At 65.1% G+C, this 11,357-nt stretch carries 11 protein-coding genes; 6 read left to right on the forward strand and 5 right to left on the reverse strand.

Annotation, left to right across the window (positions count from 1 at the left end; genetic code table 11):
* The first annotated feature begins 46 nt into the window (after nt 1-46).
* The 6 genes from pheS (at nt 47) to O9Z70_RS00615 (ending at nt 6,711) form a co-directional block, all read left to right on the forward strand.
* Nucleotides 47-1,177 (forward strand): phenylalanine--tRNA ligase subunit alpha, encoded by a 1,131-nt coding sequence (pheS, locus tag O9Z70_RS00590; protein WP_286020576.1) that lies wholly within the window; start codon nt 47-49, stop codon nt 1,175-1,177.
* Nucleotides 1,178-1,179: 2 nt separating this feature from the next.
* On the forward strand, nt 1,180-1,416 hold the full coding sequence (locus O9Z70_RS00595; protein ID WP_286020577.1) for a DUF4160 domain-containing protein: 237 nt from the start codon (nt 1,180-1,182) through the stop codon (nt 1,414-1,416).
* Nucleotides 1,397-1,660 carry a DUF2442 domain-containing protein gene (locus O9Z70_RS00600; RefSeq protein ID WP_286020578.1) on the forward strand — a complete coding sequence of 88 codons (264 nt, stop codon included), beginning with the start codon at nt 1,397-1,399 and terminating at the stop codon, nt 1,658-1,660. Before O9Z70_RS00595 ends, O9Z70_RS00600 begins: the two co-directional genes overlap by 20 nt.
* Nucleotides 1,661-1,772: 112 nt before the next feature.
* Nucleotides 1,773-2,816, forward strand: coding sequence for an ASCH domain-containing protein (locus tag O9Z70_RS16235; RefSeq protein WP_353057803.1), 1,044 nt, complete (start codon nt 1,773-1,775; stop codon nt 2,814-2,816).
* A gap of 11 nt (nt 2,817-2,827) precedes the next feature.
* Nucleotides 2,828-5,251 (forward strand): phenylalanine--tRNA ligase subunit beta, encoded by a 2,424-nt coding sequence (pheT, locus tag O9Z70_RS00610; protein ID WP_286020579.1) that lies wholly within the window; start codon nt 2,828-2,830, stop codon nt 5,249-5,251.
* A gap of 170 nt (nt 5,252-5,421) precedes the next feature.
* A complete protein-coding gene (locus tag O9Z70_RS00615) occupies nt 5,422-6,711 on the forward strand; it encodes a bifunctional folylpolyglutamate synthase/dihydrofolate synthase (RefSeq protein WP_286020580.1) in 1,290 nt (429 codons plus the stop codon).
* Between the two features lie 134 nt (nt 6,712-6,845).
* Here O9Z70_RS00615 and O9Z70_RS00620 read toward each other — a convergent pair whose 3' ends face one another.
* The 5 genes from O9Z70_RS00620 to murJ all read right to left on the reverse strand — a co-directional run bounded on the left by O9Z70_RS00620 (nt 6,846) and on the right by murJ (nt 11,354).
* Nucleotides 6,846-7,313, reverse strand: coding sequence for a PTS sugar transporter subunit IIA (locus O9Z70_RS00620; protein ID WP_286020581.1), 468 nt, complete (start codon nt 7,311-7,313; stop codon nt 6,846-6,848).
* 47 nt (nt 7,314-7,360) lie between these two features.
* The gene (gene hpf, locus O9Z70_RS00625) at nt 7,361-7,936 is read right to left on the reverse strand and encodes a ribosome hibernation-promoting factor, HPF/YfiA family (protein ID WP_286020582.1); all 576 of its coding nucleotides are present in this window, start codon (nt 7,934-7,936) and stop codon (nt 7,361-7,363) included.
* Between the two features lie 258 nt (nt 7,937-8,194).
* Nucleotides 8,195-8,668, reverse strand: coding sequence for a universal stress protein (locus O9Z70_RS00630; RefSeq protein ID WP_286020583.1), 474 nt, complete (start codon nt 8,666-8,668; stop codon nt 8,195-8,197).
* 18 nt (nt 8,669-8,686) lie between these two features.
* Nucleotides 8,687-9,724, reverse strand: a complete 1,038-nt coding sequence (gene trpS / locus O9Z70_RS00635) for a tryptophan--tRNA ligase (RefSeq protein ID WP_286020584.1) — start codon at nt 9,722-9,724, stop codon at nt 8,687-8,689.
* 70 nt (nt 9,725-9,794) lie between these two features.
* The gene (gene murJ, locus O9Z70_RS00640) at nt 9,795-11,354 is read right to left on the reverse strand and encodes a murein biosynthesis integral membrane protein MurJ (protein WP_286020585.1); all 1,560 of its coding nucleotides are present in this window, start codon (nt 11,352-11,354) and stop codon (nt 9,795-9,797) included.
* Nucleotides 11,355-11,357: the final 3 nt, after the last annotated feature.

Genomic DNA, 11,357 nt, shown 5'->3' on the forward strand with positions numbered 1-11,357 from the left:
CCCCGCCCTTCGACACGCTCGGGACGAGGTCTACCGAGAGTTTCGCATGTCCCTATCAAGCCAGATCGAAACCCTGCGCACCGAATTGTCCGCCTCCATAGCCGATGCCGGGAGCGAAGCCGCCCTCGATGCCGTGCGCGTCTCGGCCCTGGGCAAGAAGGGAAGCGTTTCCGCCCTGCTCGCCACGCTCGGCGCCATGGCGCCGGAAGACCGCAAATCCGCCGGCCCCGCCATCAACGGCCTCAAGACCGAGATTGCTGCGCTGATCGAAGCCCGCAGCGGCGATCTCAAAGCCGCCGCGCTCGACGCCCGGCTCCAGGCGGAGACGGTCGACGTCACCCTGCCGCTGCCGCCGGCGCCGACCGCCAGGGGCCGCATCCACCCGATCAGCCAGACCATCGACGAGATCACCGCCATCTTCTCGGATATGGGCTTCTCCATCGCCGAGGGCCCCGATATCGAGACCGATTATTTCAACTTCACCGCGCTGAACTTCCCCGAAGGCCATCCGGCGCGCGAAATGCACGACACCTTCTTCATGAAGCCCGGTCCCGACGGGGTGAAGAGGGTGCTGCGCACCCATACGTCGCCGGTGCAGATGCGGGTCATGCAAAAGACCAATGAAAAGCCGGCCGCCGCCTATATCACCCCGGCCATGGACCCGCCGATTCGCGTGGTCATGCCCGGCCGCACCTATCGCAATGATTCAGACCAGACCCATACGCCGATGTTCCACCAGGTCGAAGGCCTGGTCATCGACAAGGAAAGCCATATCGGCCAATTGCGCTGGGTGCTCGAAGAATTCCTCAAGGCCTTTTTCGAGGTGCCCAGCGTCACGCTGCGCTTCCGGCCCAGCTTCTTCCCCTTCACCGAGCCGAGCATGGAAGTGGACGTGCAATGCGACCGCTCCGGCTCGGAGGTGAAGATCGGCGAGGGCGACGACTGGCTGGAAATCCTCGGTTGCGGCATGGTCCATCCCAATGTCATCCGCAATGCCGGGCTCGACCCCGACATCTATCAGGGTTTCGCCTGGGGCATCGGCATCGACCGCATCGCCATGCTCAAATATGGCATGCCGGACCTGCGCGCCTTCTTCGACGCCGACCAGCGCTGGATCGACCATTACGGATTCAGGCCGCTGGACCTGCCGACGCTGTTCGGGGGGTTGAGCTCTTAAAAATGCCGACCTTGTTGCGGTGGAAGGGATATCGGTTCTTCTTCTACTCGGCCGATGGCTGGGAGCCGCCACATGTCCATATTATAAAGGATGGACGAGAAGCCAAAATATGGCTGCGCAACCTCAATGTTGCGGTCAATTTCGGCTTCTCCGCGCGTGATCTCAACGAGATCATCGGTGCAGTTCGTGAACACAGAAGCGCCTTTCTGGAGGCATGGAATGACTACTTTGGTGCTTGAGATCGAAGATAGCCGACCCGTTGCAGCCCATTGCGATGACTCGCAACTGCATGTTCGCCTCGCGGATGGCCGCGCGGTCGCCACGCCAATCTGGTGGTATCCTCGACTCGCCGCCGCCAGTCCGGCCGACCGCGGCGAAATTGAACTGATGCCCATGGGGCTGCACTGGCCGGCGATTGACGAAGACATCTCGATTGCCAGCATGCTGCGCGGCGAGAAGGCCCCGGGGGCAGTCGCCCCGTAAAAACCCAACCACTCGCCGGGTCATTCCCGCGCAGGCGGGAATCCCCATTGCGGGATGCTGACAGATAAACAGAGATCCCCGCTCGCGGGATGACATAGGGAAGGTGACCGGGGTGTCGTCCACAACGGACAACGGCAAACAGATAAGGTTCAGCTTCGGCGATTCGCCGGAGCTGGCCGACAATCTGCTTGCCTTGGTGCTGGCGGGCAAAAAGACCGCGACCTGTGGGGCGTTGCGCGATTTCGGCGGCCAGGACGGCGAGCCCCTGCCCGAAATCGGCCGTCGTGACATCGTGCTCAATGGCGCCGGCGAGGAGGCCTGCCTGATCGAGACGCTCTCGGTCGAGACCAGGCGTTTCGATGCCATCGACCCGTCCTTCACCGACCGGGAAGGCGAAGGCCCCTATGCGAGCTGGCGCGCCAGCCACGAAGCCTATTTCTCCCGCAATGGCGGCTTCTCGCCGGATATGGAGATCGTCTGCGAAACCTTCCGGCTGGTGAGCGTGCTGCCGGCCGGCCGCGCGCTCTACAATCGGGTGGCCCGGCCGATCTTCATCGTCACCGATATCGAGAGCGACGGCCCGACGCCGCTGCACAATTCCATGCTGAGCTTCGCTTCGGTGGCTATCGAGGCCGATGGCACCCGCCATGGCGAGTTTGAAGCGGTGCTGGTGCCCCGCTCCGACCGGAAACCGCATGAAACCACCATGGATTGGTGGGCGACCCAGCCCGAAGCCTGGGCGGCGGCCACCGAAGGCGCCGAGGACCCGGCACTGGTGATGCCGCGCTTCGCCGATTGGGTGGAAAACCTGCCGGGCCCGAAAGTCTTCGTCGCCGCGCCGATGATTTTCGACGGGCTGTGGATGGACCATTATCTGGACGAATATGCCGGCACCCGCGCGCTGTCCGGTCCCTTTACCGGCCGCCAGATCTTCCGCGGCGGTGGCATCTGCCTCTATACCATGGCCGGAACGCTGCGCGGCGCGCCCTATCTCGACTGGGGCATGAGCAAGCTGCCGGCCGAGTTCTACGGCCATATCGCCCATACGCACAAGGCTATCGACGATGCGCGCGGCTTTGCCCATGTGCTGGTCGAATTGTTCAAACTTTCCGCTGCCCTGCCGCCCATTACCGGCAGCGCCAGTGACTTCCGCTAAAGGCTGACAAGATGAAATTCACCCTCGACTGGCTCAAGGAACACCTGGAGACCAATGCCTCGCCCGAAGATATCGGCAAGGCCCTGACCATGATCGGTCTGGAAGTGGAAGGCATGGAAAGCCGGGGCAGGGCGCTGGAGAAATTCGTCGTCGCCCGGGTGGTTTCGGCCGAGCCGCACCCCAATTCCGACCATCTCCAGATCTGCAAGGTCGATGCCGGCACCGGCGAGGTGATCGACGTGGTCTGCGGCGCTCCCAATGCGCGCACCGGCATGAAATCGGTCTTCGCCGCGCCCGGCACCTATATTCCGGGCAAGGATTTCGAGTTGAAGGCCGGCGTGGTCATTCGCGGTGCCCCGTCCAATGGCATGTTGTGCTCGGCCGCCGAGCTCGAGCTCTCCGAGGATCACGAAGGCATTATCGAATTGCCCGACGATGCGCCGGTGGGCGCCAAATATGTCGATTATGCCGGTCTCGACGGCGTGGTCTTCGATATTTCCATCACCCCCAATCGGGGCGACGCCACCGGCGTCTATGGCGTGGCCCGCGATCTCGCCGCCTTCGGCATCGGCACGCTGAAACAGACCGATATGTCGCCCGTGCCCTCCAAGGGGCCGAGCCCGATCGCGCCCTTGCCCCAGCAATTTGCCGAGGGCGAGCCCAAGGCGATCCGCAAATTCGCCGGGCGCTATATCGCCAAGGTGAAAAACGGCCCCTCGCCCGACTGGCTGCAGGCGCGCCTGCGTGCCGTCGGCCTGCGCCCCATCAATGCCATCGTCGATATCACCAATCTGGTCTCGCTCGGCTGGGGCCGGCCGCTGCATGCCTATGATGCCGACAAGATCGAGGGCACGATCCTGCTGCGCAATGCGCGGGGCGAAGCCTTCGATGCGCTCGACAACAAGGTTTACCAGCTCGACGAGACCATGACCGTCATCGCCGACGACAAGGGGCCGCTCTGCCTGGGCGGCGTCATGGGCGGCATCCGCTCCGGCGTCACCGAGGAGACGGTCAATGTCTTCATGGAATGCGCCAGCTGGGATCCCGATCTCATCGCCCAGACCGGGCGCAAGACCGGCATCGTCTCCGATGCCCGCTATCGCCTGGAACGCTCGGTCGATCCAGCCCTGACCGAGCCGGGCATGGAACTGGCCACGCGGCTGGTGCTCGAGCTGTGCGGCGGCGAGCCGATGCAGCCGGCCATTTCCGGCGCGGACATTTTCCCCGAAACCGTGGTCGAATTCCCGCTCTCGGAAGTCAAACGGCTGACCGGGCTCGAGGTCTCGCCCGAACGTATCGAGGCGATCCTTGCCTCCCTCGGCTTTGTCGTCTCTGGCAGCGGGCCGGTGCGGAATGTGCAGGTGCCGTCCTGGCGCCCCGATGTCACGCAAAAGGCCGACCTCGTCGAGGAAGTCATGCGCATGGTGGGCGTCGACAATGTGCCGGTCGAGCCCTTGGCGCGACTCGACCATGTCGCCCCGCGCATGCTGACCAATATCCAGAATCGCCGCCGCATCGTCCGCCGCGCCCTGGCGGCCCGGGGGCTCGACGAAGCCGTCACCTGGAGCTTCATTTCCCACGATGACGCCACTCGTTTCGGCGGCGGCACCCAGGACCGGCAATTGGCCAATGCCATCGCCTCCGACATGACCGATATGCGCCCCTCGCTGCTGCCGGGCCTGCTCGCCGGCGCCCGCCGCAACGCCAATCGCGGCTTTGACGATATCGCGCTGTTCGAAGTCGGCCAGGTCTTCCTGTCCGACCGGCCCGAAGGCCAGCGCACCTATGCCTCGGGTGTGCGCACCGGAACGGCCAGGATCAGCGGCGCCGGCCGGCACTGGTCGGGCCGCGCCGAAGCGGTTTCCGTATGGGACGCCAAGGCCGACCTCGCCGCCGCGCTCGATGTTCTGGGTGTCGACATGGACAAGGCGCAGGTGCTGCCGGAGGCGGCGAGCTGGAGCCATCCGGGCCGTGGCGGCCGCGTGGCGCTCGGCCCCAAGATCACCCTGGGCTGGTTCGGCGAACTGCATCCGGCCCTGGCGGCCGAGCTCGACATCGACGGCCCCGTTGTCGCTTTCGAACTCGATGTCGACGCCATTCCCGAGCCGCGCCGGAAAGCCACTCGCACCAAGCCGGCACTGGAACTGTCGCCGTTCCAGGCGGTCAGCCGCGACTTCGCCTTCGTCATGGACCGCGCTGTCACCGCCGCCGCCGTGCTCAAGGCGGCGCGCGGCGCCGACAAGGCGCTGATCAGCGATGTCGGCATTTTCGACGTGTTCGAAGGCGCCCATGTCGGCGAAGGCAAGAAATCGGTCGCCATCGAAGTGACCTTGCAGCCCCGCGACCGGACGCTGACCGACGAGGACATCGACAAGGTCTCGGCCGCCGTGGTCGCGGCGGTGACCAAGGCCAGTGGCGGCGAGTTGCGGAAATAACGGCAAGCACGGTCTCCCCTCTCCCCTTGTGGGAGAGGGCGGGTCGCGCCCGGCGCGGGACGGGTGAGGGGTTTCTCACGGCGCGCTGGTGAGGTTTTTGAGAGACCCCCTCATCCGCCCTTCGGGCACCGTCTCCCGCGAGGGGAGAAGGAAAGTCACCGGAGTTCGCCATGTCCCGCACCGACGCCATTCTCGCCCGCCTCAGCCGGCTGCATCCCAAGCTGATCGATCTCAGCCTCGACCGCATGCTGCCGCTCCTGGACCGGCTGGGCAATCCGCAGGATCGCCTGCCGCCGGTCATCCATGTCGCCGGCACCAATGGCAAGGGTTCCACTATCGCCTTTCTGCGCGCCTTTCTCGAAGCGGCGGGCCAGCGCGTGCATGTCTATAATTCCCCCCATCTCGTGCGCTTCAACGAACGCATCCGCCTGGCCGGCACGCTGGTGGAGACAGAGCGGCTCAACGCCGCGCTCGAAGCGGTGGAGCGGGCCAATAAGGGTGACCCGATCACCTTTTTCGAGATCACCACCGTCACCGCCTTCGAGCTTTTTGCCGAAAGCGCCGCGGATTATCTGCTGCTCGAAACCGGCATGGGCGGCACTTACGACACCACCAATGTGGTCAAGCATCCGCTGGGCACCATCATCACGCCCATCGACTTCGACCATCAGGGCTTTCTGGGCAATAACCTTGCCGACATCGCCGCCAACAAGGCCGGCATCTTCAAGCGCGGCGCCGGCGCCGTCATCGGCCTGCAACAGGACGAGGCGCGCCGGGTGCTGGAGCGGGCCGCCCATCGCCTGGCCATCCGCCCGTTCTGGCAGGGCGAGGATTTCCACGGCGCCGGCGCCGATGGACGGCTGACCTATCAGGACGAGCACGGCCTGCTCGACCTGCCGCCGCCGGCTCTGGCGGGGCTGCATCAATACGACAATGCCGCCTTGGCCATCGCCGCCACCCGCCATTTCGGCCTGCCCGTCGATGAGCAGGCCCTGGCCGCCGGGCTGCGCCGCGTCTCCTGGCCGGCGCGGATGCAGCCGATCCGCCGGGGCAGGCTGCGCGACATGCTGCCGCCCGGCCACGAACTCTGGCTCGATGGCGGCCACAATGCCCATGGCGCCGCCGCCATGGCCCGCACCATCGCCGCCATGCCCGAAAAGCCGTTGATCCTGATCCTGGGCATGATGAATACACGCGCGCCCGAGGATGTGCTCGCCCCGTTCCGCGATCTGGCGCCCCGGGATATCATGACGCTGACCATTCCGGGCGAGCCCAATGCCCATCAAGGGGCCGAAATCGCCGCCCGCGCCCGCGCCATGGGCTTCGCGGCGCAGGCGCTGCCCTCTCTCTCCGCCGCCCTGGCCGAGGCGGCCCGGGTGGAGGCAGCCCGGGTGCTGATCTGCGGCTCGCTCTATCTGGCAGGCGATGTGCTGGACCAAAACGGCACGCCGCCGGATTAGGCAAAGGCGGGCTTACAAAGGCGCCAAAATCACCGCCCGTCACCCTCGCGCTCGACGCGAGGGCTATGGCGACAGGCCCCACAAACAAAAACCCTCGCGTCAGGCGCGAGGGTGACGATTCGGGCAATAATGGATCAGGCGGCGCAGTCCGATTCCTGCGGCGCGATCAGCACGGCGCGGAGCTTGGCCGGGTCGGCTTCATTGCGCAGCACGTCCACCACGGCTTCGGTGCGTAGCAGGCGCGCCACGCGCGACAGCGCCTTGAGGTGATCGGCGCCCGCCCCGACCGGGGCCAGCAGCAGCATGACCAGGTCCACCGGCTGGTCGTCCATCGAATCGAATTCGATGGGCGAATCGAGCCGGGCAAAGGCGGCATAGACGCCCTTGAGTCCCTTGAGCTTGCCATGGGGAATGGCGATGCCATTGCCCAGCCCGGTGGACCCCAGTTCTTCACGCGCCACCAGCGCCTCGACGATCTCGCCCTTGGAGAGGCCGGTTCGTTCGGCTGCCTGTTGCGCAAGGATTTCAAAGAGCTGGCGTTTGTCGGTGATCCCCGTGCAAGTCAGCACGGAGTCTTCCGCCAGAATATTGGCCAATTCCATTAATCTGCCTTGGGAACTATTTATCCAAATTCGAGCAAACGCGCCGGTCAGTTGGCGCCCAGGGCCGGATCGATCCAGCCAATATTGCCGTCCGCGCGGCGGTAGACCACATTTAGACCACCATGTCCAGCGTGACGAAAGATCACAAACTGCTGACCGGCGAGATCGAGTTCCATCACGGCCTCCTCCACGCTCAGGGCCCGCAGGCTCTTGGTGCTTTCGGCCACCACCGGCGGCGCGTAATCCTCTTCGAGCTCCTCATGGGCGTCGGCGGCGCCCAGAACGGTATATTGCGCCAATATGGCCTCGGCGGCGCTGCCATTGCCCTTGCGGTGGCTGCGCAGCTTGCGGTTATAGCGGCGCAGGCGCTTTTCGATATTGAGCGCCATGACCTCATAGGCGCCGGTGGCGTCCGCCGCCTGGGCGCTGGCCTGGAGCGTGGCGCCGCTATCCAGATGCACCACGCAATCGGCGCGATATCCCATTCCGTCGGGCGACAGGGTCAGGTGGCCGTCATAGCCGCCGTCGAAATATTTCCCCACGACATTGGCGAAATGTTCTTCCGCCTTGCCGCGGAGGGCATCGCCGACATCCATGTTCTTTCCCGAAACGCGCAAGGTCATGGCTTTTTTCCTTTCGGTCGTTTGGCTCGACGCGAGAGTTCCCAAAAGCCGCTTCCCGGCTTTACGGGATCACGTCTGCCGACACCCCTGACATGGGGTGGCGACATCCCGGATGCTAGCCCTGCTTTGTCGCGCCTGTCCATGCGCAAAGCCGTTCTCACCATCAATTCGCCGGACAACAGCATTTGCCCCGAGCTGATGCCCAGCCATTCGCGCCCGGCTCTCATCGCCTGTTTTCGGGATTTCCCCGGGGAACGCTCAGCAGATCGCGATGATTTCCTCGTCGCTCATGCGGCCCGGCACGATGGTCAGCGGAATCGGCAGCGCATGGGCGCGGGCGGCGAAGTGATTGACCAGCGGCCCCGGTCCCTCGGTGGATTTGGAAGCGGCCAGCACCAGGATGGCGATATCGGCGTCATGGGCGATGACCTCTTCGATCTGCTCGGGGCCATTGCCCTCGCGAATCACCGATTCGGCGCGGACATCGCCGATTTCCCGAATCCGGGCCAGGCGCATGTCGAGATTGCGCTCGGCCTCCTCCACCGCCTCGGCCCGCAGCACTTCCTCGACGCCCATGCCGATGAATTCCGGCGTGGGGATGACGCTGAGCAGCACCACGGTGCCGCCGGTGCGCCTGGTCCGATAGGCGGCAAAGGTCAGGGCGCGGTCGCATTCCTCGGTCTCGTCGATGATCACCAGGAATTTGCGCTTATATTCAACCTCGGAGACCATGGGTCCTCCTCAGGGCAATCAGCGGATGAAGCCGATGATAGAGCGAACTTCGGCCATTGTCTGTTCGGCAATGACGCTCGCGCGGGCGGCGCCGTCGCGCAAGACGGCGTCGATGGTTTCCGGATCGTCCAGCAGGCGGCGCATCTGCTCGCTCATCGGCGCCAGCACCGACACGGCGAGATCGGCCAGAGCCGGCTTGAACCGGCCCCAGCCCTGGCCGCCGAATTCGGCCAGGACCTCCGGCTTGGTCTTGTCGGAAAGCGCCGCATAGATGCCGACCAAGTTGTCGGCCTCCGGACGGTCCTTGAGCCCGTCCACCATCAGGGGCAGTTCGGCCGGATCGGTGGTCGCCTTCCGAATCTTTTTGGCGATGGCGTCGGCATCGTCCAGCAGGGAAATGCGCGACTGCTCGGACGGGTCCGACTTGCTCATCTTCTTGGTGCCGTCGCGCAGGCTCATGATGCGCGTGGCCGGCCCGGCGATCAGCGGCTCGGTGATCGGAAAGAATTCCCCGTCGACGCCCAGACCTTGCTCGGCAATGGCGGCGGCATAATCATTGTTGAACTTGGCGGCGATGTCGCGCGTCAGTTCCAGATGCTGCTTCTGGTCGTCGCCCACCGGCACATGGGTGCCCTTATAGAGCAGGATGTCGGCGGCCATCAGCGAGGGATAGGCGAACAGCCCCAGCGAGACATTCTCGCTGTTCTTGCCGGCCTTGTCCTTGAACTGGGTCATGCGGGCCATCCAGCCCATGCGCGCGATGCAATTGAACACCCAGGCCAGTTCGGCGTGCTGCACGACCTGGGACTGGTTGAAAATGATCGAGCGCTTCGGATCGATGCCGGCGGCGATGAAGGCGGCGGCGACTTCGCGCGTGGCGCGGCGCAGCGCATTGGGTTCCTGCCAGACGGTGATGGCATGCATGTCGACCACGCAATAGATGGTCTCATGGGTATCCTGCAACGGCACGAAGCGGCGGATGGCGCCGAGATAATTGCCCAGATGCAGGTCGCCGGAAGGCTGGATGCCGGAAAAGACGCGCTGGGTGAAAGTCATGAAGGGGCCTGGCAGTTCTTAATAGGGCGGAGAGGCTGTTAGCACGGCAAGGGGCTGGGGAACAATGCGCTTAGCGGCGGCGCAAGCGGGCCAGCAATTGCCCGAGGCGCTGGGTGCCGGAAATGTGGATGAGGGTGAAATAGGTCGCGACGCCGAACAGCATCAAGGCCGCCAGCACCCCCGCCTGCCGCCAGAGCGGTATGCCGGGCAGCAGATGCGCGGCGCCCCGATCGGCCAGGGCCCATAAGGCGCCGCCCATGATCAGGGCGATCAGCAGAATGGCGAACTGGCCCCGCCATTGCGCCCCGCTGGGCCGGAAATGGCCGCGCAGCGCCAGGGTTCCGCCCAGCAGCAACACGTTGAGCCAGGCCGCAGCCGCCGTGGCGATGGCGATGCCGACATGCAGCAGGCTGGGGAACAGCCAGAGCGAGATGGCGATATTGGCGCCGACGCTCGCCCCGGCGAACACGGTCGGGGTCAGCGTATCCTCGCGGGCGAAAAAGCCCGGCTGCAAGATGCGGATCAGCACATAGGCGGGCAGGCCGGCCGAAAAGGCCACCAGCGTCTCGGCGGTCTGCATCGTCGCCATTGCGTCGAAAGCGCCGCGCTCGAACAGCACCCGCACGATGGGCTCGGCCAAAGCCATCAGGGCGAACGCCGCCGGCATGGTCAGCAGCATGGCGACGAACAGCGCCTGGTCCTGGCTGGCCCGCGCCGCGCTCTCGCGCCCGCCTTTCAGGTGCCGGGACAGTTCGGGCAGCAGCACCGTGCCGATGGCGATGCCGATAATGCCCAGCGGCAATTGATAGAGCCGGTCGGCATAGGAGAGCACGGAAATGGCATTGTCGGCGCCCGAGGCGATGATCGTGCCGATGAAGATATTGATCTGGGTAATGCCGCCGGCCAGGATCGCCGGCAGGGCCAGCACCCAGAAGCGCCGCACTTCCGCATCGAATTGCGGCAGCCGCAGCACCGGGCGGAAACCGCTGCGCTCGATCGCCAGCCACACCAACACCAATTGGGCGATGCCGCCGCCCATGCTGGCGATGGCGACCCAGATCGTGGCGCTGGCCGGGTCCTGCACCCAGAAGGTCGCCAGCGGCACCAGCATGGCGATATTGACCAGGTTGAGCAGGACCGGCGCGAAGGCCGCCGCGAAGAACCGACCCAGCGTATTGAGGATCGCCCCATAGGCCGCCATCAGCGACATGCAGGCCAGATAGGGGAACATGATCCGCGTCAGCAGCACGGTGAGGTCGAACTTTTCCTTGTCGTCGACAAAGCCGGGCACGAAGGCGACCATGATCTGGGGCATGAAGATTTCGACCAGGATCGTCACCAGGACCAGCATGGCGACGAGCCAGCTCATGATCCGCCCGGCCAATAGCCGGGCGCCCGCCTCGCCCTCGCGCTCCAGGGCGCCCGAGAACATCGGCACGAAGGCGGTGTTGAAGGCGCCTTCGGCGAACAGCCGGCGGAACAGGTTGGGAAAGCGGAAGGCGGCGAAGAAGGCGTCGGCCGCCGGTCCCGTCCCCAGCACCGCCGCCATCAGCGCATCGCGCGCAAAGCCGGCAATGCGGGACACCAGCGTCAGCGAACCGACCGAGACGAAATTGCGGAACAGACTCACTTA

The sequence above is a fragment of the Devosia sp. YIM 151766 genome, from assembly GCF_030285925.1.
Classification (GTDB): Bacteria; Pseudomonadota; Alphaproteobacteria; order Rhizobiales; family Devosiaceae; genus Devosia.

Excerpts from the sequence above, each read along its gene's own strand:
- pheS (WP_286020576.1), top strand. The coding sequence starts at position 47 with ATGTCCCTATCAAGCCAGATCGAAACCCTGCGCACCGAATTGTCCGCC.
- O9Z70_RS00595 (WP_286020577.1), top strand. The coding sequence starts at position 1,180 with ATGCCGACCTTGTTGCGGTGGAAGGGATATCGGTTCTTCTTCTACTCG.
- O9Z70_RS00600 (WP_286020578.1), top strand. The coding sequence starts at position 1,397 with ATGACTACTTTGGTGCTTGAGATCGAAGATAGCCGACCCGTTGCAGCC.
- pheT (WP_286020579.1), top strand. The coding sequence starts at position 2,828 with ATGAAATTCACCCTCGACTGGCTCAAGGAACACCTGGAGACCAATGCC.
- O9Z70_RS00615 (WP_286020580.1), top strand. The coding sequence starts at position 5,422 with ATGTCCCGCACCGACGCCATTCTCGCCCGCCTCAGCCGGCTGCATCCC.
- O9Z70_RS00620 (WP_286020581.1), bottom strand. The coding sequence starts at position 7,313 with ATGGAATTGGCCAATATTCTGGCGGAAGACTCCGTGCTGACTTGCACG.
- hpf (WP_286020582.1), bottom strand. The coding sequence starts at position 7,936 with ATGACCTTGCGCGTTTCGGGAAAGAACATGGATGTCGGCGATGCCCTC.
- O9Z70_RS00630 (WP_286020583.1), bottom strand. The coding sequence starts at position 8,668 with ATGGTCTCCGAGGTTGAATATAAGCGCAAATTCCTGGTGATCATCGAC.
- trpS (WP_286020584.1), bottom strand. The coding sequence starts at position 9,724 with ATGACTTTCACCCAGCGCGTCTTTTCCGGCATCCAGCCTTCCGGCGAC.